This is a genomic window from Fibrobacter succinogenes subsp. succinogenes S85 (assembly GCF_000146505.1).
Classification (GTDB): Bacteria; Fibrobacterota; Fibrobacteria; order Fibrobacterales; family Fibrobacteraceae; genus Fibrobacter; species Fibrobacter succinogenes.
Genome location: NC_017448.1, coordinates 1,428,294 through 1,451,513, shown reverse-complemented (window position 1 = coordinate 1,451,513; position 23,220 = coordinate 1,428,294). Strand labels below are relative to the sequence as shown.

At 47.8% G+C, this 23,220-nt stretch carries 16 protein-coding genes; 8 read left to right on the top strand and 8 right to left on the bottom strand.

Annotated elements, in window-relative coordinates:
* Positions 1 to 6 precede the first annotated feature (6 nt).
* The 7 genes from FSU_RS06015 (at position 7) to FSU_RS16280 (ending at position 10,601) form a co-directional block, all read left to right on the top strand.
* Entirely contained in the window at positions 7 to 639 is a 633-nt protein-coding gene (locus FSU_RS06015; protein WP_015731834.1) for a hypothetical protein, read from the top strand.
* A 367-nt stretch (positions 640 to 1,006) separates the two neighbouring features.
* Positions 1,007 to 1,696, top strand: coding sequence for a hypothetical protein (locus FSU_RS06010; protein ID WP_014545577.1), 690 nt, complete (start codon positions 1,007 to 1,009; stop codon positions 1,694 to 1,696).
* A gap of 3 nt (positions 1,697 to 1,699) precedes the next feature.
* Entirely contained in the window at positions 1,700 to 2,314 is a 615-nt protein-coding gene (locus FSU_RS06005) for a hypothetical protein (protein WP_014545576.1), read from the top strand.
* 3 nt (positions 2,315 to 2,317) lie between these two features.
* The gene (locus FSU_RS06000; RefSeq protein WP_015731833.1) at positions 2,318 to 2,833 is read left to right on the top strand and encodes a hypothetical protein; all 516 of its coding nucleotides are present in this window, start codon (positions 2,318 to 2,320) and stop codon (positions 2,831 to 2,833) included.
* Positions 2,834 to 2,961: 128 nt separating this feature from the next.
* The gene (locus tag FSU_RS05995) at positions 2,962 to 9,675 is read left to right on the top strand and encodes a SpvB/TcaC N-terminal domain-containing protein (protein WP_014545575.1); all 6,714 of its coding nucleotides are present in this window, start codon (positions 2,962 to 2,964) and stop codon (positions 9,673 to 9,675) included.
* Positions 9,676 to 9,711: 36 nt separating this feature from the next.
* A complete protein-coding gene (locus tag FSU_RS15860; protein WP_014545574.1) occupies positions 9,712 to 10,005 on the top strand; it encodes a hypothetical protein in 294 nt (97 codons plus the stop codon).
* Positions 10,006 to 10,007: 2 nt separating this feature from the next.
* Complete coding sequence (locus tag FSU_RS16280) at positions 10,008 to 10,601, top strand: hypothetical protein (protein WP_014545573.1); 594 nt, start codon at positions 10,008 to 10,010, stop codon at positions 10,599 to 10,601.
* Positions 10,602 to 10,757: 156 nt separating this feature from the next.
* Here the strand turns inward: FSU_RS16280 and FSU_RS05985 are convergent, their stop codons facing one another.
* Both FSU_RS05985 and FSU_RS05980 read right to left on the bottom strand, forming a co-directional pair.
* Positions 10,758 to 11,375, bottom strand: coding sequence for a hypothetical protein (locus FSU_RS05985; protein ID WP_041260045.1), 618 nt, complete (start codon positions 11,373 to 11,375; stop codon positions 10,758 to 10,760).
* Positions 11,376 to 11,387: 12 nt separating this feature from the next.
* Positions 11,388 to 12,236, bottom strand: a complete 849-nt coding sequence (locus FSU_RS05980; RefSeq protein ID WP_015731830.1) for a DNA-processing protein DprA — start codon at positions 12,234 to 12,236, stop codon at positions 11,388 to 11,390.
* A gap of 323 nt (positions 12,237 to 12,559) precedes the next feature.
* Here FSU_RS05980 and carB point away from each other — a divergent pair, with 323 nt between their 5' ends.
* Positions 12,560 to 15,229: a carbamoyl-phosphate synthase large subunit gene (carB, locus tag FSU_RS05975; protein WP_015731829.1), complete on the top strand. Its 2,670-nt coding sequence runs from the start codon at positions 12,560 to 12,562 to the stop codon at positions 15,227 to 15,229.
* A 108-nt stretch (positions 15,230 to 15,337) separates the two neighbouring features.
* Here the strand turns inward: carB and FSU_RS05970 are convergent, their stop codons facing one another.
* From FSU_RS05970 to FSU_RS05945, 6 genes are all read right to left on the bottom strand, one after another.
* Positions 15,338 to 16,444: a hypothetical protein gene (locus FSU_RS05970; protein WP_014545571.1), complete on the bottom strand. Its 1,107-nt coding sequence runs from the start codon at positions 16,442 to 16,444 to the stop codon at positions 15,338 to 15,340.
* Positions 16,445 to 16,487: 43 nt separating this feature from the next.
* A complete protein-coding gene (locus tag FSU_RS05965) occupies positions 16,488 to 17,024 on the bottom strand; it encodes a hypothetical protein (protein ID WP_244263729.1) in 537 nt (178 codons plus the stop codon).
* A gap of 66 nt (positions 17,025 to 17,090) precedes the next feature.
* Positions 17,091 to 17,327, bottom strand: a complete 237-nt coding sequence (locus tag FSU_RS05960; RefSeq protein WP_015731828.1) for a hypothetical protein — start codon at positions 17,325 to 17,327, stop codon at positions 17,091 to 17,093.
* A 169-nt stretch (positions 17,328 to 17,496) separates the two neighbouring features.
* Positions 17,497 to 19,791, bottom strand: coding sequence for a BspA family leucine-rich repeat surface protein (locus tag FSU_RS05955; protein ID WP_014545568.1), 2,295 nt, complete (start codon positions 19,789 to 19,791; stop codon positions 17,497 to 17,499).
* Between the two features lie 167 nt (positions 19,792 to 19,958).
* A complete protein-coding gene (locus FSU_RS05950) occupies positions 19,959 to 20,738 on the bottom strand; it encodes a BspA family leucine-rich repeat surface protein (protein ID WP_014545567.1) in 780 nt (259 codons plus the stop codon).
* Between the two features lie 125 nt (positions 20,739 to 20,863).
* Positions 20,864 to 23,197: an AAA family ATPase gene (locus FSU_RS05945; RefSeq protein ID WP_014545566.1), complete on the bottom strand. Its 2,334-nt coding sequence runs from the start codon at positions 23,195 to 23,197 to the stop codon at positions 20,864 to 20,866.
* Positions 23,198 to 23,220 lie beyond the last annotated feature (23 nt).

The following is a 23,220-nucleotide window of genomic DNA, read 5'->3' as shown; positions in this document are numbered from 1 at the left end:
ATTAAAATGAAAAAAAAAGTTGCCATAAGTTTGGTTATTGCGTTTGTGCTGGGTTTTCTTGGGGGATACCAAGCAAATCAAGATTCTTCAAAAATTACATTACAACCCATATTGAAAAACACATCGAGTATGGTGGAAAAAACAGCAGATTCTCTTCAAGTCCAGAAAACAGATGTCCAGTGTTTCGTCGAGGCGTTAATTGTTTCAATTTATCCGAATACGGCTCTTCGCTTAAATAATTGCAAAACTGCCCACGTTGACGTTATGGAAAATGGATTAAAAAAAATGGTGGCTAAAGATAATGGCAAGGACGTTTTAAAAGCCTTGGAAGATTATTATCGCTCGAATGTAGAATTGGGAGATTTTGATTTTTTTATTAGCATGTTGATATATCAATTGTCTCTTGAAAATGGAACAATAGCAGGCGGTTCAAAAAATTGGATTCTATTTCCGTATAATTTATTGCTTCCTTACGCATCTATATATCCCGAAGCGTATTATTATTCTGCGTTAGGCAATCTTAGACGTAGACGCGAACCGTCAAAAGATGATTGTGAAACTGCATTAGATTTATACAGTGAATATCGTAGGTTGGGTGGAAATATTGAAATTAAATTTGAGGACATCTGCAAGGATTAGAATACCGCAGAGTAATCCATGAGAATATGGCGAAAGCCTCTTTATAAGCCAAGTTTGATTGAGGTAATGTATGAAAAGACCAAAAGTAGGTTACGTAGTTGAAATCCCAGCTAGGTCTGGTCTTACATATGCTCAATTTAATTATCCCCAAAATGGATAGCAGACAATTTTGTAGTTCGAAAAAATACTGTTTTTTTGCATAATTGAGTCGAAACTGATTTGAACAGCCTATGCTGGTTGAATATCGAGCAATATTATGCCTATGCTTCCAAAAAAACAGTTAAAAGCAAAAAAAAGTTGTTTCTTTTTTTGTCGTTTGGGCTTAATTATTGTATTTTTTTAGTGCATTTTACAAGAGGATTACGTCATGGCTATTGAAAAACAATTACTTCGTATGCGGGGAACTGTTTTTACGGACAGCTTAATTTCATTTGATGAAAATAAGGCGGAGCAAATAAAATCTGTTTTATCAAGCGAACCTCTGTATACGGTTTTATTGCAAAATCTCTCAAACGTATTTCTTCCAGCGCAGGCGTTTCAAGACTGGGGTTTGCGAACCCTAAAAACAAGCGTTTTGGAGATTCGGGCAAATAAAATTGATTTTTTTTCAACCACTGAACAAACAGAATCCGATTTTTGCAACACATTTGCCGATAAAATATCTCAAATTCAAGATTTGCTGAATTTTAAAATCAGGCGATTGGCTTTCGCCCCATCATACACCATTAAGGCGGAAAATTATAGGCCCTTTATCGAAATAAACTTTAAGAAATCAATGTTTCAGGATACACTGATGCAGGATTTCTCTTTTTCTCGTGTTTTTTACAAAAATGAATTGATAAATGGTTCCAATTACGAAATTATTTACAATTCAAATATATCCATTCAACCAATAGCTTTTACTCCTTTTAATGAAAATCGCCAGATTCTTATAAACCAAGATATCAATACAAAAGATTTAGGCAAGCAAATATTTACCAAAGAAGATTCAACAGCTTTTTATCACAATGTGCCCTTATGGAACGAAAACTATTTAAAAATGTTTGTCGGAGAATAAGGAATGGAAACTATAGAAATATCTCCCAAGTTTTTTGATCTGTTATCATCCATATACGGACAAAATGACGACAACCAAAACGGTACTGCGCCTTTTTTTCCTTTTATATCCAACTTGAATTCGACATCAACGGAAGCCATTGAACTTGAAAACAGACGACATCTAGATAATCTAAGAAAAGAAGAAAGTTTATTTATAAACATGCTCCTTCAATCTGACTTTGAAGATGGTTTCACAAACGATGCAATAGAATACATAAATGAGGCGTTAAAAAATTCGTTTGCTACATGCATGTGGATTGCCGAATTATTTGAGAAGTACTCCAAACGAACCGATGAAAAAGCAAAGAATGTTATTTACGGCCTATTAAAAATCATTGCTTTTTTGGGAAACCACAATTGTTTTGATTACGTAAAGTCGGTTCTTCTTCTGATTTTAAGAGCAGCAATGCATTCTGGTCAGGACTATATGCAAGAGGCGGCTTTAATGGTTATAGAAAGTTGGCATTCTCATGAAGCTCTCGACTTATTAAGTGAGAATGATTATGCCGCATCTCCATATATTAGAAAATATATCGCAGCGCTTAAAAGAGATTTTTTAACAGAAATGGAGTACTAAAAATTGTTTTTACGAGTCATTTCTGATTTAAAACGCTGGAATACCGAAGTTTGCGGAAATAGTCAGCTTATCCCAGCAGATTGTTTTTCTGATATAAAAACAACTCACAACACGCTCTCTTTATGGCAAATCAACGAGAATGATAATACTGAAATAGAGACTTTTGCAGTTTTATCCACACTCAATCGAAATGAATTAAAAAAAATATCGTATATTCTAATTTCAACCGAAGAATTATCCAGTATAGGTTTAAAATTTTCTCAAACTAATAATGTTCCAGATTATTTAAATTCTTCGCAAAATAACGTCATCAAGCATCACTATGACATTACTGATATTGATCATCAAAGCTACGGAAAAATAGCAACTCTATTTCGCGACAAAATAAGGGGAGATCAACTGGAAATCATTTCCGAAGACCCTGTAATAAATGCTGCAAAACGGCTATTCCAAAATGGTGTAATAAATATTAAACCACTAAAAGATAAGGTAAAACAAACAATCCAAGCACCCATCTAACCATAGACTTACTTAAATTTTTTCCTAAAACATTCAAATATTACATTGAAGCCTTGAAATTTGTTCTGTCAATCAAAAAAAATCCTCACCTAAAAAATGATGATGTTTCTATAACCCCTAGCTAACGTATGGCGGAACAGCAGAAAGGTAGCGAGTCGAAGGATAGTCAGGACAAGTCGTGGTTCCTGAGCGGTCCCGTGCTGAGCACGGGCCGTGGCGGCGGTGCGTTGCGCGGGACGAAGGGCGAGTTCAACTGCGACGCCCATACCGGTAGCGCTAAGCTTTCCATACCGCTGCCATTCACTCCCGACAGAGAAGGGATTGTTCCGCCTGTGTCGCTGTCCTACGATTCCGGGAACGGGAACGGTCCGTTCGGCCTCGGCTGGAATCTGGGCTGCCCGCGCATAGAGCGTTCCACCTCGCGCAGGCTCCCGCTGTACATGGATTCCGAGGACTCGGACGTGTTTACGCTCTCCGGTGCCGACCTGGTCTGCATCGCCGAGGAAAAACGCGGAACGACAACGGTACGCCATTACCGCCTGCAATCCGAATCGCAGTTCTCCCGCATCGAATTCAGGAAGGAATCAAGCGGTGAAACGAGCTTCTGCGTATTCGGTTCCGACGGGAGCCAGTCCACATATGGCGACTCTGCGGAATCGCGCATCGAAGACCCGCAATATCCCGGGCATGTGTTTGCCTACCTGATCAGTCGCAGCGAGGATGCGCTCGGCAACGTCGTGCGCTACCGCTACTGCGGGGACGGCGCGAACCGCCATCTGCTGCAGGTCCTCTACGGGAACAGGGTTTCCCGAACTACGAGTTCATCGCCGGACGATTTCCATCTCGGTCTCGTGTTTGCTTATGCGGGACGTAACGATGTCTATGTGAACCGCAAGCCCGGATTCGAGGTGCGTAGCGGTCTCAGGTGCGAGTCCGCTACGCTCTATCACGGCTTCGGTTCCGCTCCGCTTTTTTCCGACGGGAACAGGGTCAGGTCGCTTTCTTTCCAGTACACAGCCGGATGCGGCGGGGTCTCGCTTCTGGAGAAGGTCGTGGAGAGCGGGCTCCGCGTGCTTACCGATGGAACTACGGAATCTGAGAGCCTTCCGCCGATGACGTTCAGCTATTTCCCTTTCGCGCTCGGCAGGGAATGGTGCGAATTCGACAGTAGCTCGGTGAGCGACATCCCCGGCGGCTTCACGTCCGCCGAATGGGTTGACCTCTACGGCGAGGGCATTGCCGGCTTGCTCATGGACTGCGGCGGCAAGTGGTACTACAAGCACAACCTGGGCAACGGAAGACTTTCCGCGGCCTCGGAAGTGGGCGACAGGCCTGTTCCGGGTACACCTTCCGGCCTTACCGATGTCGAGGGCGACGGGGTCCTCGCGCTTGTCGAGAACGGTGGCGCGAACGCCGGCGCGTCCTTCCTCGACGAATCCGGAAAGTTCGGGCCGCGCAAGAAGTTTGGGAGTGTTCCGTGGATTGACTGGGAAAAATCCGACATAAAGTTCATGGATTTGGACGGCGACGGGCGTAGCGAAGTCGTTGTCGCCGAGGATGGCAGGATACGCGTGTATCTCTCCGGCGGCATGAAGGGTTACGGGAACGCCATCTACAGGTACTTTACCGAACCGGGCGAGAAGCCCGTGCTTGTCTCGAAGTCTCCCGACGAGGCGGTGTTCGCCGCCGACATGACGGGCGACGGTCTCGCCGACCTCGTGCGTGTCCGGTTCTCGCAGGTATGCTACTGGCCTAACTACGGCCACGGACGCTTTGGTTCGGCAATTTATATGGACAACGCGCCTGTTTTGGGCGGCTTCAAGGATTTCAATCCCGCGAACCTGATTGTTGCGGACATTGACGGTTCGGGGACCACGGACTTGCTATACCGTGAGGGCGACCGTCTCCATATCTACCGCAACTGTCTCGGGAAATCGTTCGAGCTTGTCGATACGGTCACGCTTCCCGGCAAGGGCGGGACGGTGAAGTCTGCGGACGTTCTCGGAACAGGGCTTTCTACCATCGTGTTCGGCTCCCCGCTGTTCGCCGATTCGTCCGCATCGCCGCGCTACCTGCCGCTGCAGGGCGGGCGTACCAACGTCATGTCCGGCTATTCGAACGGGACGGGTGCACAGGTCGATATCGAATACACGCCGAGTACGGCCTATTACCTCAAGGACAAACTATCTGGGAATTCGTGGACTACGAAACTGCCGTATGTCGTCCAGTGCGTATCCAAGGTCGTGTCGAGGGACCTCGTCACGGGCTGGGACCGCACCGAGACCTACGCCTACCGCGACGGCTACCACGACCCGGATTTCCGCGAGTTCAGGGGTTTCGGTTCCGTGGTGCTGCGCGAGCACGAGTGCGGCATCGACCCGGAAACCGACCAGGACATACGCGAGACAAGGACGGATTTTTATTTAGGCAGATCGTCGGAAAGGCCCACGCTGGATTGCGCCCAGGCGATGACTACCCGCCAGTGGCAGGAAGGCTGCCGCTCGTTCCAGGGGATGCCGAAAAGCCGCAAGGTCCTTTCCGTCAACAGGGACGGGACGGAAACCAGGGAATATTCCACGACATCGTGGACCTACCGGGCAAAATTTATCATGGAAGCCCGCCTGCCGGGCGACAGGTTCCGCAACGGATCCTGCTGGCAGTGCATTCAGGAATCCGAGACGGCCTCGTTCCGGGAATCTGCCGACGACACGCCGCGCACGAACGCCTCGTTTACACTGGCTACGGATGCGTACGGGAGGCCGCTCCTCTCGGCCTCGGTCTGGTACGGTCGCGGAGGCTCGAAGCCGGACGACGTGCCCGATGTCGTGTGGAACGAACAGAAGAAGAACCATGTGACTTTCACCGAGACCCGCTATACACAGGATTGCGAACACTCTTCGGGCAGGTTCCGCATGGGCCTACAGGAAAGTACCGTGTCTTACGAGAAGACCGGCCATGCCGCATCCGACCTGGAAAGTGCGCAATCCCTGAACGCGCTGTTCGCGGACGCGACCAGGCCGCGCAGGGTTCTGACCCGCGAGGAAGCCGTCTTCTACGACGACGCCCTTTCTGCACCCCGTACCGACGGCGCGTGCGGCCTCGCTGGGCTCGTTTACGAGCGCTACGGGCTCGCCTTCGAGGCGCAGGCCCTGTCCACGATATACGGGAACTCCGTGGACGCGAGCGACATGGCCGCGGCGGGGTATGTCCTCCGCGATGGCGGCTGGTACCGCAAATCGGGCAGGAACGTCTATGCGCAGGATGCCGCGTCGAACTTCTATCGGCCCTGCGGGATCGAGGACGCATTCGGGAACCGAACTTCCGTCGCCTACGATACGTATTCATGGCTCGCGGAGTCCGTCACGGACGCCGTGGGGAACACGGTCTCCGCCGACAACGATTACCGTTACATGTCCCCGCAGACGGTCACGGACGCGAACGGCAACCGGACCGCTGTGGACTGGACACCCCTCGGCCTCGTCTCGAAGGTCGCCCTGATGGGCAAGGCGGGACAGTCGGAAGGCGACACGCTCGACAGCCCCACCGAGGAGTTTATATACGATTTCGACTGCTTCGAAAATTCGGGTACGCCTGTCCACGTGCGCACCCGCCGCCGCGAGGCGCACGGCTTGTCCACGTGCAGGTGGCTGGAGTCCGTCGAATATTCGGACGGTGCGGGCCGCGTCGTGCTCGCCAAGGCCGTCGCGGAACCCGGCAAGTACAAAACGCTTGAAAATGGCTCAGTCGTCGAGAAGGACAGCGGGGCAGATGTACGCTGGGTCGGTTCCGGCCGCACGGTCTACAACAACGCGGGCAATCCCGTCAAGCAGTACGAGCCGTATTTCAGCGGGACGGACGCCTACGAGAGCGAACCCGCCATCGTCGAGACCGGGGTCACGCCCGTGCTGCACTACGACCCGCTCGACAGGCTCGTGCGCACGGATTTGCCGGACGGGACGTTCAGCAGGGCGGAATTCGCCACGTGGGAACAGAGGAGTTTCGACCAAGACGACACCGTGCTGGAAAGCGCCTGGTACGCGGACAGGAACTCGCCGGACCCGACAGGGAACGAACCCGCAAGCTCCGAAAAGCGGGCCGCATGGCTCGCCGCAAAGCATGCTGACACTCCTTCCGTGGAGTATCTGGACGCGCAGGGCCGCCCGTTCTACGGTATCGCGGACAACGGGACGCGGGGCAGGTATGCTACGCATACTGTGTTCGACGTTTTGGGCAACCCGCTTTCCGTGACGGACGCCCGCGGCAACGTGGTGATGGCCTACGCCTACAACTCCCTTTCCGTGGCCTGCCGGACGGACAGCATGGACGCCGGCGAGCGCAGGACGCTTCTTGCCGTGGACAGCCAGCCCGCGCTGGGCTTCGACGCGAGGAACCACCGCCTCCGCAGCGTTTACGACGCCTTGAGACGACCGACAGAACAGTGGCTGGGCGAGAACGGCGGCACGGAAAAGCTTGTCGGCAGGACCGTTTACGGTGAAAATTCGCCGAATCCCGATGCCGGTAATTTGCGCGGCATGATGTGGAAAGCCTACGACCAGAGCGGGCTTGTGGAAAACGTCGCCTACGACTTCAAGGGCAACTTGTTACAAAGTTCGCGACAGTTTACCAAGGCGTATAATCAGACTATAGACTGGAACGTCGCCGACCCGGACGCCTTGCTGGAAGCGGAGACGTTCACGACGGTCACTGCCTACGACGCGCTGAACCGCGCCACGAGCATCAGGACCCCGCATAACGCAGGTGTCCCCGCGAGCGAGATTTTGCCTGCGTACAACGAGGCCTCGCTGCTCGAGAGCGTTGACGTCAAATTGCGCGGCTCGGGCACCGCCACGAACTTTGTCCAGAACATCGACTACGACGCGAAGGGGCAGCGCGAGCGGATACAATACGGCAACGGCTCCACGACCGGCTACACCTACGACGGGAAGACGTTCCGGCTGGTGCGCCTCCTAACCACGCGAAACAACGGCGCGGACATACTCCAGGACCTCAACTACACTTACGACGCCGTGGGCAATGTCACACAGATTGATGACAATGCGCAGCAGACGATATTCTTTAACGGAAGCGTCGTCAGCCCGAGCCAGAAGTTTGAATACGATGCTTTGTACAGGCTAATCAAGGCGACCGGCCGCGAGCATGTCTCTGTGAATGCCGATAGTGAGCCGGAGGCGGAAGGCTACAACGCCGCACTGATAAGCCCGCAGGACGGCACCGCCATGCGGAACTACGCCCGCGAATGGGAATATGACGGAGTGGGCAACATCCTGTCCATAATCCACAACGCCAACGGCAACGCGTGGACCCGTACGAACGCCTACGCCACGGACAGCAACCGCCTGACCGGCACTACGGTCGGGCAGACTACGGCGAACTTCGCCTACAACGCCCACGGCTCCATGACATCCATGCCGCACCTCTCTGCGATGGACTGGGACTTCGCCGAGAAACTAAGCCACATTAGCCGCGGCACTACCGAGGCATATTACAACTACGACGGCAACGGGATAAGGACTCGCAAGGTCGTCGAGAAGAACGGCTCCGTAGAAATACGCCTTTACCTCGGCGGTTTCGAGATATGGCGGAAGACCGTGAACGGGACGCTCGAGACCGAGCGCGAGACCCTGCACGTCATGGACGACCAAAAGCGCATTGCAATAGTCGAAACCTTGACTGTGGAAAACGGGAACCGTGCCGCGGCCCCCGCGCCCGTGCAACGTTACCAGCTCGACAACCATCTCGGCTCGGCATCTCTCGAACTCGACGACTCCGCCAACATCATCAGCTACGAGGAATACTACCCCTATGGCGACACCAGCTACCGCGCCGGACGTAGCGCCAGCGAAGTGAGCCGGAAGCGCTACCGCTACACCGGCAAGGAGAAGGACGAGGAATCCTCGCTGTACTACTGCGAGCAGCGCTTCTACGCCGCTCACATCTCACGGTGGGTATCTACTGACCCCACGTGGCTCGCTGACGGCATCAACCTCTACGCCTACGTGCACGGGAACCCCGTAAGCGGCGTGGACCCGAGCGGAACAAAGACGGAAAACAATGAAGCGACTGTAAGTGATGAGTATAATGATGATAAAGCAAAAGAAAACCTAATAAATGCAATAAGGGAACATGTACTGCCTGATTTAGGTGATGAGGGTCGAAAAAAGGTAGAGTCTATAATCGAAAAAATTAAGGATGGTTCCTTTGATGAGGTAATATATAAAAATGCAGGTAGACCAAAAACAGGTACTGACGTCAGTCCTACAAAATTTGAACATTTAATTAAAGATAAAGATTTACGAGACTTTTATTACATTGCTAGAGCAAGAGATTATCAGATAAGAAATGCTAATCAGATAAAGAATGGGGAAAATGATGTTGCTCAATACTATATCGAGTATGGTGCTAAATATATGTTCAAATTTAAATATGAAAAACGCAATGATTTATCTGATAAAGGTAAAGAATGGCTTGACGAAACTCTCGTAAATTTGCAAGAGGGAATGGAACAAATAGTTTCAGAACATTATGAAAGTGAACTGCTAGAAAAGGATAATCCTGAATCTCTTTATAAAAGAGCATTTGCTAGTCACGTTTTAGCTTACGTTAGTGCGGGATTTTGTTCTCTAGAAATTGGTGATAAAATAACGATAGGAAATACTCCCGATAAACCTGACCTTTGGGAAGGCAGAGAGCAGGCTCTATCAGTAATTAAGGAATGTTATGTTGATTCTTATGCGAGGGAGATTAAAGGAATGTATGATAATTTCTTACAAGATGCTATTTCGCGGCAGGTGAAAACACAATTAAGGATGTTTGGGAGATGATTTTTTGCTGAGACTTTGTTTGTGTCAGAAATTAATATGCATAAGTTGTTTAAAATTGTATTTACTAAATTTGGTGTTTTTTATACAATCGGTTGTTTTATTCCTATTGTTATAGTTTTTTTTAGTCCATTGCTTTTATGGGGCTTGCTTAAACTTGGAGAATTTGATGATGAATGGATTTCTGAAGGTTTTTCGAGTTCCTTTGAAAAAAAAGACTTTGTTTTTAGTGGGGTGTTTGAAAATATTGGAAAAGTTGTAATAGAAAATGAAAGTTCATTCGCTATATTTACCAGTTTAAAATCTAGCTTGAAAAAAAAGGTGATCCTGTAGCATTGTGGACTGAAGATGGTGGCAAAACATGGAACATGACATATACTAATATTAATATGAAGAGTGATTCGTACATTCCCGATTATTTAATAGGAAAAGAATACTTGAAAAATAAAGGACAAATAAAAAAAGAAAGCGTTCCGTCAGAAGACTTTGGTGGACTTTGTGGGCCTAAAAGAAGATATGCTCAAAATAATAGGAATTGGATTGTTTGCGGTTATGATGAAACAACTACTTCAACGCATGAGGTTCGAATTTTGTATAAATCAGGAGATGAGTATGAAAAATATTGTTCTATTCCGAATAAGTGGCACTTATGGCGCTCTAGATATATGAAACCATCTGATTTTTTTGTTAAGGATAGTTTGATTGTAGGTATTTTCGATTTCCAAATGACTGGTTCTACGTTACTTCATTATTTGTATTTCAGTATAGATCGTGGAAAAAAATGGCATAATGAAAAAATTCCTGTTTTCTTTTCGGATGAACGTTTGTTTATTACTGAAGAAAAAATTATCGTTTTGGGAGTGAACGTTTTTTCTAACAAGAATCGAATAGAAGTCTCCGTTCTTACAATGCCAATCCCGAAAGAATAATCCTATAAAGAAATTGAAAATGCTATAAATAAATTGATAAATATTATAAAAGAAATGATCAGAAAGGTAATGCCAAAAATCTAAAAAAATAAGTTTATTGTCCAATAAATGGTTAAATCCTTGCACTTTCAGTGCAGTAATGAAACCAGCCTTTCTTTACCCGTTCTTATTGTTTTCTCGAAGGTATTTATAGTAGTCTAGGGGACCTTCGGGTTTGTAAAAAAATAACCCAATAACACGGATGTCCGGGTTTATTTCCAAAATTTTATTTTTTATAGCTTTAAAATGAGTTCCTGTTGTAAGTACATCATCTAGCACATACACTAAATCCAGTATTTCTATTTTTTCAGTTGTTGACATCACAAGATTGTTCTGTATTGCGATTAGATCTTTAGTTTGTTCTGGCTTGTGAGTGCTTTCGACGCTCTCCTTTACATCAAAAATATCTAGACAAGTTACATTTGTCACTTTTTTGATTATCTGCACTAATCGATTGTCATATTCTGGGGTTCCTTTTTTCTTTGACGGGGGCATCGGAATAATAAAAGGGTTTTCCGCTTGAAATCGGAATTCTTTTAAGAATCCACTACATTTAGCAATTGCTTCTGTTTTATAGCGCCACTCATATTTTTCTTTTTTATCGGTAGATTTTTTTAAATTGTGTAAATCGCTGAAATAATCGTCCCGTTCTTCAGGGCAATATATTTCGTATCTCCAAATCTCATCTGTATCTTCTAAACCGACTGAAGTCCCGCTTAATTTTTCCCACGCCATATGCATAACCCCCTAGTCCTTAAGAATTTTTATATCAGTTATAGCCCTTACCCTTACTGCACCTTTTTCTAGATACTTTGTTGGCCAAGTAATTTCATGGTTTTCAAAACATGAATTGAGGATGAACAATTTTTTTCCCAAGTCAAAACAGGCTTTCGCTTGGGAATGTGTTCCGCTTGTTTCCGACGCTTCTACAATTATAGTTGCATCTGAGATTGCAGCCATAACAACATTACGTTCTGGGAAATACATTTTTTTTGTCACAAAAGATTGCTTGTCGTATTTGTAAAGGGGAACTTGGCTGATGAGCAGATGATTGGTTGCAATTTCATCTTGGAGTTCTTTATTCTCTTTTGGATAATAATGGTCAATAGGGGTTCCAATAACTCCTATAACTTTTTTCCCAAGGCTGATTGCTGTAGTTAAGGCCGCGGTATCTACACCTTTTGCTAAACCTGAAACAATGGTGGTATTTGAATGAAGTTCTTTAATAAGTTTTTCGGTTCTAATTTTTCCTTTAGGACTCACGTGCCTTGATCCGACTACTGATACACATACATTTTTTAAGAGATCGAGGTTTCCTTTGTAATAGAACATTCCTAAGGGGTATTTGACATTAAGTAAACCTTTAGGAAAACGTTCATCGTTTTTGAAGAGAACGGAGAATGCTTTAGATCGTTCTTTCAATGCATTATCAATTTCATATAATTCGGCATCATCAAAAAACATTTCCTCTTTTAGTTTTTCAGAAGCTAGAAGTGAACCGTTGTTGAGGGTTAGAGACATTTTTTTTAATGTGGAATTCTCTTTGCTCCATAAAAATTCATAAGCCAAAAGTTCTTTGTATTCTTTTGTGTTCATGTAAAAAATCCGTTGCAAATGTGGCTTATGGTTTCTAAAAACAAATATATCTTTTTTCGTACAAAAATCGTAAGAAAAAAAGAAAAAGACTATGGCGCAGATATTGCAAAAAAAACTTCATCGTTTGTCTTCTGATGAATTCCATTATATCATAACTATTCGAGTTAAGGTGGTTGAAAATGCGTTAGGGATAGTGACCCCTTGGGGCGGCACTGTGGTGCCGTTTTAGGAGGCGGGTGACGAGCGAAGCGACGGCAACTGCCCCTAAAATATAGCCCGACCCACGCCAGTGGGGAACGCCCGAATAAATCTTCTGCTACAACGTGGAAGAACTCCGCACCATTTGCAGTAACGGTCTTGAACTCTCGATGACGCACCAGTGCCTCATCGAAGAATCCATCCTCGGTTGGGAAGAACTCGAAGTCGAAGTCGTGCGTGACTCCAAGAACCAGATGATCGCCATCTGCTTCATCGAAAACATCGACCCGGTGGGCGTGCATACCGGCGACTCCTTCTGCGCAGCCCCGTTCCTCACCATCGACAAGAAGCTCGAAAAAGAACTGAAGGAAAAGGCCTTCAAGATTGTGGAATCCATCGGCGTGATTGGCGGTACCAACGTGCAGTTCGCTCATGACCCGAAGACCGGCCGCGTGGTGATTATCGAAATCAACCCGCGTACCAGCCGCTCCTCCGCCCTTGCTTCCAAGGCTACCGGCTTCCCGATCGCCCTCATTTCTGCAAAGCTCGCCGCAGGCCTTACCCTCGACCAGATTCCGTACTGGCGCGATGGAAGCCTCGAAAAGTACACCCCGAGCGGTGACTACGTGGTGCTCAAGTTCGCCCGCTGGGCATTCGAAAAGTTCCGCGGCGTCGATGACTGCCTCGGCACCCAGATGAAGGCTGTGGGCGAAGTCATGGCTATTGGCAAGACCTACAAGGAAACCCTCCAGAAGGCTATTCGCGGCCTCGAAAACGGTCGTTCCGGCCTCGGCTTTGCGAAGGACTTCAACAAGAAGAGCAAGGAAGAACTCCTTGAAATGATGAAGACCGCTTCTTCCGAACGCCACTTCCAGATGTACGAAGCTATCCGTAAGGGCGCAACCGACGAAGAAATCTTCGCCGCCACCTACGAAAAGGCCTACTTCGTGCAGCAGATGCGCGAACTCGTGGAACTCGAAGAAGAAATGCTCAAGACTCCGGGCCGTCTCCCGGCCGATGAACTCCTCATCAAGGCCAAGAAGGACGGCTTCAGCGACAAGTACATCGCCAAGATCCTCGGCATCCGCGAAAAGGACGTGCGCAAGAAGCGTACGGAACTCGGCGTGGTCGAAGGCTGGTGCGCAGTGCCGGTGAGCGGTGTGAAGGACCAGTACTACTACTACAGCACCTACAACTGCAAGGACGAATCTACCGCTTCCAACAACCCGAAGAAGATCATGATCCTCGGCGGTGGCCCGAACAGAATCGGTCAGGGTATCGAATTCGACTACTGCTGCTGCCACGCTGCCATGGCTCTCCGCGAAATGGGTTACGAAACCATCATGGTGAACTGCAACCCCGAAACGGTTTCTACCGACTACGATACTTCCGACAAGCTGTACTTCGAACCGGTCAGCCTCGAAGACGTTCTCCAGATTTATCATAAGGAAAAGCCGGCTGGCGTCATCGTGCAGTTCGGTGGCCAGACTCCGCTGAACATTGCCCGCGCGCTCTCCGACGAAGGCGTGAAGATTCTCGGCACGAGCATCGACTCCATCGACATCGCCGAAGACCGCGACCTGTTCCGCAAGATGATGGACCAGCTCGGCATCCCGATGCCGGAAAGCGGCATGGCCACGAACATCGACGAAGCCCTCGCTTGCGTCAAGCAGATTGGCGGCTACCCGGTGATGATCCGCCCGAGCTTCGTGCTTGGCGGCCGCGGCATGGAAGTCATTTACGATGAAAACATGCTCCGCGAATACGTGGCGAAGGCCGTGGGCGTGACTCCGGATCGTCCGCTCCTCATCGACCGCTTCCTCCACAACGCTTTGGAATGCGAAGCCGACGCCCTCTCCGACGGCGAACACGTTTACATCCCGTCCGTGATGGAACACGTCGAACTTGCCGGTGTCCACTCCGGTGACTCCGCTTGCATTATCCCGCCGGTGACCATCACGAAGGAAAACCTCGCAACCATCAAGGATTACACGCGCAAGATTGCAGAAGCCCTCCACGTTTGCGGCCTCATGAACATGCAGTACGCTATCGAAGACGGCAAGGTGTTCGTCCTCGAAGCCAACCCGCGTGCCTCCCGCACGGTGCCTCTGGTCTCCAAGGTCTGTAACACGCAGATGGCTCGCCTCGCGACCCGCTTGATGCTCGGTGCCAAGCTCGAAGACCTCAAGCTCAAGGACAAGAAGTTCAACCACCACGGTGCCAAGGAAGCTGTGTTCCCGTTCGACAAGTTCCCGAAGGTGGACCCGGTTCTCGGCCCCGAAATGCGCTCCACTGGTGAAGTCCTCGGCCTTTCCGACGACTACGCCCTCGCTTACTACAAGAGCCAGGAAGCTGCAGGTTCCTTCCTCCCGTCCGAAGGCGCTGTGCTCATCAGCCTTTCTGACAAGGTGAACCTCTCCGAACAGGCGATTGAAATCGGTAAGGAATTCCAGAAGCTCGGCTTCAAGATTTACGCTACCGAAGGTACCGCCAAGTTCTACGAAGCCGCCGGTGTCAAGTGCGAAGTGGTGAACAAGATTGCTGAAGGCCGCCCGAACGTTCTCGATATCATCCTGAACAAGCAGGTGAACCTCATCATCAACACGCCGTGGGCAAAGCGCGACGCCATCAAGGACGAAAGCGCTATCCGTAAGGCCGCCATCAAGTACAAGGTTCCGTACATCACAACCCTCGCCGGTGCCTACAACACCGTGAAGGGTATTGCCGCTGCAAGGAACGGACACGGCGCTGTTAAATCTCTTCAGGAATATCACGCAAGCATTGAAGAGGTGTAATGCCTAAAGTCATCCTCGACCAAGCGTAGCGCGGGAGGGGATCCAAAAACATTAAAGACCGTAGCAATAAAATGCTGCGGTCTTTTTTGCGTATGGCGGGGGACTATATTATGGATCTCCACCTTCTGTAAAACCGAATTTTTGGCGAGCCCAAGTTTCCATATAGGGTAGAATTTCCTTGTAAGGCACCACAATCATCACACTACCGTGGGTATGCCAGCCGATGTCGAAAGACAAACCGTCAAAACCGATACCGTCCTTCAAAAAAGAGGGCTCCAGCTGGAAATTCATGCCGATGGCATCAGCCCTGGCATCGTATTTTTCCGCATATTTGCGAAGAAGCGATACAATTGACTTCTTTTCATTTGGATTGAAAATAGTGGAATCAACCAACGACCCGTCTTTCTTTGAGAAGGTCCGATGATACTCGTAAAAGTAACCTCCGGCGGCACCGGCATTGTACCCAGCATTTGAAATATAATAAGTCGTCCACAGCAGTGAATCAATCGCAACATCTATACTGTCCTGGCGTTCGTAATGGAGGGTGGCGGCGACTTCTGTATGGGCGCTGTCAAAGTACCAGTCATTGGGATAATTCCTGAGTTCGAACTCAATGCTTCTCTTGTAATTTTCCGCCTGATGGTAAACGGCTTTTTTATGAATTTCTCCTAGATGTTCAGAATCAAGGATCGTGTCGGCATCGGTCAAGTCCTCACCCAACAGCCCCTTGATGATTTTCCGGTGGATCCCTTTAGGATAAACCTGGAATCTCGGCAATTTCCAGTGCAAGGAAACCGTGTAAAACCTGTTGCTGTCGCTTCTTGTCCCATAATTGGTGAATTCCATGCAGCCCTTCTCTTTTGTAGGGTCGCACTCAATTAATTCGTCGTCATGTAAGGCGATCTCCGCCTTGACGCGCTCCAGATCTGCCATGCCGGACAAGTCCTTGCAATCCTGAGCCTGAAATGCAACTGTCGGTTCCTTTTTGGGGGATATGGCAGTAAGTGAGCCGACAAATACCGTGACAAGGTAAGCTGCCGATAAAATTGAGCTTACGATTTTTTTTGTCCTGGAACCCGTTGGGCTCGGCCTGTTCATAATGGCGAGCACGAACGCCACTACGGCAAGCGGAAGCAAGAATAGGTACATTCCGCCCCGTGACACATAGCCCATGAGAAGTCCGGTCAAGATAAAAAGCGTTTCAAAAATTGCCATGTTTTTTCCTTGGCTAATAAAAAGCCCCTATAAGATGTTTGGATTAATGTCGAGATTGGAAGTGGAGATGTTCGTTCACGGTTCCCTGGCTTTCCCATTCTACCTTATATTCCTTGGGCAGGGTTCCTTGTAGGATTTTGACGACTCGTCTTTTCTCTTTGAGTGGTAGGTCATTGAGTCTGATATCGACAGCTCGTCCTGTCCTATGTTTAGACCATCTGTCATGTTTATCGAAGGAGTCGTGAGCTGATGTGATGGTAGGTGCGAAATCTTCCCCGAGCTGGCTCTTGAACACCTTGATTACATAGATGAGGCCGCTTTCAAGGTTCGGGGTAAGCTCCATGACAACGCCTGGCTTCTGGAAAGTGTTCTCCATAATGTAGTCATGGTTTTCACCCACCTGGACAGGGACATTGGTACGGAAGTCATAGTTTTCTTCTTTGGCCTTGTATTCACCATCATCTGACTTCGAATAAGTCTCTTCTGCTACAGGTCTATGGGACCAACAGCTGTTAGGAGACTCGGGCCGATACGGATCGAAGATGAGCTTGTAACCAACGATAAGCATGATGATAATCATGATTATGCCGAGGAAGATTTTGATTAGGTTGCCAAGACACCCCATGGTGACGCCTCCGTTGTTGGTTTATTTTCCATATTGTTCGTCATAGAGGCGTTGCAAAGCCTCCTTGTATTGAGCATCTCGTTCGGCCTCGATTTTCTGTTTCTGGATTTCTTGCGAGTGATCCACATAGGGGTTCTTGTTGTGCCTGTTAGTTGCGAGGAAAAGCAGGACGACTGCAAGAACGATGATGATGAGCAAGACCACCTGTGTGAAGAAATACGTTATGCGTTCTAGAATGTTGCTGATGAAGTCAAACATGGTTATGCCTTCGTTGGTTGTATTCTCTGTATAATTATCGTAGGCTGTCCCGCCAATGTAAAGCAAGTCCGTAAAAAAATTTGCAAACGCAAAAAATAAAAAGCCTTGTGCAAATCCGCATCAAGGCTTTGAATGTTTAGGATGGTCGCTCTACAAAAGTTGGGCGTTTTTATTTATGATCTTTTTTAAACATGTTCGTGGTGTCACAGTCGGGACGGATGTTCCAATTGCGGATATTGAATTCGTTGAATTTGCTATGGGAGAACATTTCGTGCATGTCGGTCACATTGGATACATTCCACCTACTGATGTCGCCGTTGAATTTGCTCCAGTAGAACATACAACTCATGTCGGTCACATTGGATACATCCCACTTGCCGATGTCGCCAATAAACAGATTGTTATTTTCTAAGCCATATAATTTGCATTTCCAAAAATTCCGAATATTCTTATAACTTTCAAACATGTGGCTCATATTAGTTACTTTAGACACGTTCCAATTGCTAATGTCGCCGTTGAATTCGCTCCAGCGGAACATATAACTCATGTCAGTCACATTAGATACATCCCACCTACTGATATTACCTGTAAACGGATTGTCTACTATTCGTTTGTGTTCGTAATCCCCAATATACCTATAAGCGCCTTCAAACATGTGGCTCATGTTAGTTACTTTAGATACGTTCCACTTGCTGATGTCGCCGTTAAATTGGCTGCCATAGAACATCCTGCTCATGTCGGTCACGTTTGACACGTCCCATTCGCTAATGTCGCCGTTGAATCCGAGTATTTCAAACAACCCGCTCATATCGGTGATGTCCGAAACATCGATGTCGTTCAGGTTGCATTTGTGTCCAAACCGCTTAATTCTTTCTTTAATAAGATTTCTCAAAATTTCTTTTTTATTGGGAGCGGTTGTTGTTAAAAACTGTTTTTTTAAGTAATTACAACGAACCAAGCTATCCTGATTTGAAATTTCTTCGGAAACATCCCACCTAATGATGTCGCCGTTGAACGAACTATCAGAAAACATCCCGTTCATATCGGTAACATTGGACACGTTCCACCTACTAATGTCACCGTTGAATTGGCTACGGGAGAACATACTACTCATATTCGTTACATTGGACACGTCCCACTTGCTAATGACACCATTGAACGAGCTTCTTTCAAACATCCCGCTCATGTTGGTTACGTTGGACACTTTCCACTTGCTGATGTCTCCGTCAAATTGACTGTCAGAAAATATTCTGCTCATATCGGTCACTTTGGACACGTCCCACCTACTAATGTCACCGTTGAATTGGCTACGGGAGAACATTTCGTGCATGCCGGTCACATTGGACAAGTTCCACCTACTGATGTCGCCGTTGAATTGACTGTCGGAGAACATTCCGCTCATATCGGTCACATTGGACAAGTTCCACCTACTGATGTCACCGTTGAATTGGCTACAGGAGAACATACTACTCATATTCGTTACATTGGACACGTCCCACCTACTGATGTCACCATTAAAGTCGCCAATAGACGGGAGCCACCTACCTAGAATGTCATCTATGTCAACATCAAAAAATTCGTCACCTTCAAACAACCCGCTCATATCGGTAATGCCAGAAACATCGATGTCGTTCAGGTCGCATTTGAGTCCCTCGGTCTGAATGCGATTCTCAATGATTTTCTTCAGTTCTTCTTTATTTGCGGGTTTGAGCATCGTCTTTTTTTTTAAGTAATTACAAGGAACATAGCTATCCTGATTTGAAATTTCTTCGGATACATCCCACTCGTGAATGTCGCCGATGAATGGGCGTCCTTCAAACACAGAGCCGATTGCCTTCGCTTTCTGGTTTTCCTCTTCCGCTAACGCAGATGGATCTCTAGATGCTGATACAGAACTGCTTTTGAAGGTACTATCATCATCGTTAAACAAAGCATCATCAGGACCACCATCGACACCGTCATGTAGGCTCTTATCAGATAAATCCAAATAGGTCTCTGGATTCAAAAATTCATCATCCAGCAACTCCAAATAGTCGTCAAGAACAAAGTTATTCTCCGACTTTTCCGAAGTTACTTTGGAATGGCCCCATCTACTGATGTCACCATTGAATGAGCTTCCTTCAAGCATACTTTTCTTGTTCATCATGTTGGATACGTTCCAATTGCTGATGTCGCCGTTGAAGTTGCTTTCACGGAACATCTCGCTCATATTGATCACGTTTGACACGTCCCACCTACTGATGTCGCCGTCGAATTGGCTACCAAGGAACATCCTGCTCATGTCGGTCACGTTGGACACGTTCCACTTGCTAATGTAGCCATTGAATTTGCTTTCTTTGAACAATTCGCTCATATCGGTGATGGCCGAAACATTGATGTCGTTCAAGTCGCATTCGGGACCCTCGGTCTGAATGCGGTTCTCGATGATTTTTTTCAATTCTTCTTTATTTGCGGGTTTGAGCATCGTCTGTTCCTTTAAAAGTAATGCAAATGCAATTTTAATCGTCAATAAATTTAAATACAAAAATGTGAAAAAATGGCAAAAAAGTAAAAAGCCTTGTGCAGATCCGCATCAAGGCTTTGAATGTTAAGGATGGTAGCTCTACAAAAGCTAGGCGTTTTTATTTGCAACTATAAATAGATCAAGTTCTTCATGGTGGCGCGTATGTTCCACTTGCTAATGTCGCCTTTGAACTGACTTCTACCACCGAATATACCGGCTATGTTAGTCTCATTGGACACTTTCCACTCGCTGATGTCACCGTTGAACTGGCTATCGGAGAACATATTACACATATTCGTCACTTTAGACACGTTCCACTTGCTGATGTCGCTGTTGAACTGGCTATCGGAGAACATCGCGTCCATATTAGTCACGTTGGACACATTCCATCTGCTGATGTCACCGTTGAATTGTGTGCCACTAAACATCCCGCCCATATTCGTCACTTTAGACACATCCCAGTTGCTGATGTTGTCGTTGAAATGGCTAAAGAAGAACATATTACTCATATTCGTCACATTGGACACATCCCACCTACTGATGTCGCCGTTGAATTTGCTCATGGAGAACATACTACTCATATCGATCACTTTGGACACTTTCCACTCGCTGATGCCGCCATTGAATTTGCTCATGAAGAACATACTTCTCATATTCGTCACATTGGACACATTCCATCTGCTGATGTCACCGTTGAATTGTGTGCCACTGAACATATCGCTCATATCCGTCACGTTGGATACATCCCACTTGCTGATGTCACCATTGAATTCGCTTCCTTTGAATAAGTCGCTCATGTCGGTGATGTCCGAAACATCGATGTCGTTCAGGTTGCATTCGGGACCCTCGGTCTGAATGCGGTTCTCAATGATTTTCTGCAGTTCTTCTTTATTTGCGGGTTTGAGCATCGTCTGTTCCTTTAAAAGTAATGAGCCAGTGGTTGTAAAGTTAATATAACCTTTTCCAAATGGTTCAAAGACCGTAGCAATAAAATGCTGCGGCCTTTTTTGTATATGCGCGGGAACGCCCTTCTCTACAGTCCCATGGTTCTTCCTTCGCGGCTGTCCTTGTAGGCGATTTCGGACTTGAGCGCGTTCATGATGCGGTCGGCGGTGAGCTCGCTTGCGTCGTAGAATCGGAGCGTGCTGTAGACAGCGTTGAAGTCGCCCGGGGTGAGCATGCGGAGGTTCTTCACGGCTTCGGGCATTTGCACGTTCGGGAAGAATCCGTGCCACAGCGATTCAATGCCTTCCGGCTTGAGGTAACCGAATTTGACTTTGAGCGCAAAGCGTCTGCGCGATGCTGTGTCGAGTTCGCCTTCGAAGTTGGTGGCTGCAATGAAGATGCCCTTGAAGTTTTCCATCTGCGTGAGCATTTCGTTCACCTGGGTTACTTCCCAGTTGTGCGAGGCTCCGTTGCGGTCACGGATCAAACTGTCGGCTTCATCAAGGAAGAGGATTGCCTTGGCTTCTTCGGCTTCCTTGAACATCTTGCGGATGGCCTTTTCGGTTTCACCGACGTAGCTATTCAGCAAGTCGCTTGTGCGCTTGATGATGAGCTTGCGGCCGAGCGTGCGTGCAATGTGCTTGGCGAATTCCGTCTTGCCGGTGCCGGGGGCGCCGTAGAGGAGCATGTTGAGGCTATCCGGGCGGTCGCCGTCTTGCATCTGTTTCCACTTTTCGTCAAATGCGCTCATGACTTTCAGTACGTTTTTCATGTCGGCATCGATGTTCAGCGCGTCAAGCAGGTACGTGGGCGAACGGCTTTCCTTGTCGCGGTTGGCATAAACCATGTCCAAGTCCAAAAGTTCCGATTGCGCTTCGGCGATGGTGCGGATGGCCTTGATGGGGTCAATTTTGCAACCGGACTCCACGAGCTTTTTGGCGCCGACGATAGCTTGCGTGATGCCGCCTGCGGTAATTTGCAATTCTTCGGAGAATCGCTTCACGACTTCTTGCGGGATAATGGACGATGCGCTATGTTCGCTGACAACGGATTCCCAGACTTGCAAACGCTTTTCGGCATCGGGGCGGTCGAAATGGATGGAGTAATTGAAACGGCGGAGCGTGCTGTTTTCAATCCAGCGCGTGGTATTCGAAATCCAGATGACGGGAACCTTGATCTGTTCAAGGAAGAAGTTGAGACTTCCTTTTTCGCAACAGTTGAGAATGACGTCGGATTCGTCGACGAGGAGAATCGCCTTCTTTTTCTGGAACTTTGTGGCGGCATAAAGGATGCTCCCCATGCGGCTGCGAACGACTGAGTTTTCCTTGCTTTCGCGGTGTTCGCCGACAATGCTGATGTTTGTGAGCACGAGCGGGCGGTTGAGCTTTTTTGCAATCGCTTTGGCGAGTTCGGTTTTGCCGGTACCTTCAACACCGTAGAAGAAAAGGTTCAAGCCTTCGCCAACTTTGGCGTGCTTGATCATGTTGAACGCCAATTCCACTTTCGGGTTGTTGTTGCAGAGCTTCTTGAACGGAACGGAGTCACCTTCATAGACTCTAAAATAGAGGCTGTCCAGATCGTTGCCGGAATGACCGTCCAGGAACATCCCGATGCGCTTGGAAATGTCGAGGTCTTCGTCAAGGATGCCCATCTGTTTGAGCGTCCCCTTGTTCGAAACGGCGTTTTCGAAATCAACGTCCGGATAAAGCTGCGGAAAAATATCCGGAAGCACGGCCCCTCTGAATCTGCGGGAACCGATCATTTCCAAAAGCGAACTGCACTGTTCCTTGTTGAAGAAAATCCACGAGAACATCATGATTTCCATTTCGTCATCGGTCAGGTTGAACGATTTCTGCACGATTTCAAGGCGTTTGTAATAGGCGTCATGCACGTCTCTGTTCTCTTCCAGAAAACCGAGCAGTTCACGGACAATGCTATCGTAGAAAACCTTTTGCGACTGCTGGTCAAAAATGCCTTCACCGCACAGGTAATTGCGCACGAAATCCGTAATTTCGCGGACAGAGCAGGAACGGTCAATGACGTCGTTGAAACGCACGACAGCCATTTGGCGGCGCTGGTAGGCAACGCTCATTTCTTCGCTCTCTTCGTTGCAGCGGAGCCTCTTGCCGGCATAATTCCCGTTCGATTCCTTGATAAAGCGCTTTTTTGCATGAAGCGGGAGGCGGTCTTCTTCGGCGTTGAGCTTTTCGAAATGTTCCGAGAGGTCTTTCAGCACGCGGGAGGCGCGTTCTTTGGAGATGATTGCAATGCAGTCGTCGGCATCGGGATAGCTTTTGCAAATCCGCATCATGCGAATCCAGTATTCGTAGCTCTTGAGCGTTACGAAATCGAGCTCATAATTTTTGCGGGTGCATTCTGTATTCAGGGAATTTAATACGCGACCGAAGTAATTTTCTCTCATAAAACCTCCTTTAAACGGCAAAT

What these genes read in the sequence shown, in the direction of transcription:
- FSU_RS05945 (WP_014545566.1), bottom strand. Translation starts at nt 23,197, where the DNA reads ATGAGAGAAAATTACTTCGGTCGCGTATTAAATTCCCTGAATACAGAA.
- FSU_RS15860 (WP_014545574.1), top strand. Translation starts at nt 9,712, where the DNA reads ATGCATAAGTTGTTTAAAATTGTATTTACTAAATTTGGTGTTTTTTAT.
- FSU_RS05955 (WP_014545568.1), bottom strand. Translation starts at nt 19,791, where the DNA reads ATGCTCAAACCCGCAAATAAAGAAGAATTGAAAAAAATCATCGAGAAC.
- FSU_RS05970 (WP_014545571.1), bottom strand. Translation starts at nt 16,444, where the DNA reads ATGGCAATTTTTGAAACGCTTTTTATCTTGACCGGACTTCTCATGGGC.
- FSU_RS06010 (WP_014545577.1), top strand. Translation starts at nt 1,007, where the DNA reads ATGGCTATTGAAAAACAATTACTTCGTATGCGGGGAACTGTTTTTACG.
- FSU_RS05995 (WP_014545575.1), top strand. Translation starts at nt 2,962, where the DNA reads ATGGCGGAACAGCAGAAAGGTAGCGAGTCGAAGGATAGTCAGGACAAG.
- FSU_RS05965 (WP_244263729.1), bottom strand. Translation starts at nt 17,024, where the DNA reads ATGATTATCATCATGCTTATCGTTGGTTACAAGCTCATCTTCGATCCG.
- FSU_RS06005 (WP_014545576.1), top strand. Translation starts at nt 1,700, where the DNA reads ATGGAAACTATAGAAATATCTCCCAAGTTTTTTGATCTGTTATCATCC.
- FSU_RS06015 (WP_015731834.1), top strand. Translation starts at nt 7, where the DNA reads ATGAAAAAAAAAGTTGCCATAAGTTTGGTTATTGCGTTTGTGCTGGGT.
- FSU_RS05980 (WP_015731830.1), bottom strand. Translation starts at nt 12,236, where the DNA reads ATGAACACAAAAGAATACAAAGAACTTTTGGCTTATGAATTTTTATGG.
- FSU_RS05950 (WP_014545567.1), bottom strand. Translation starts at nt 20,738, where the DNA reads ATGCTCAAACCCGCAAATAAAGAAGAACTGCAGAAAATCATTGAGAAC.
- FSU_RS05960 (WP_015731828.1), bottom strand. Translation starts at nt 17,327, where the DNA reads ATGTTTGACTTCATCAGCAACATTCTAGAACGCATAACGTATTTCTTC.
- FSU_RS05985 (WP_041260045.1), bottom strand. Translation starts at nt 11,375, where the DNA reads ATGGCGTGGGAAAAATTAAGCGGGACTTCAGTCGGTTTAGAAGATACA.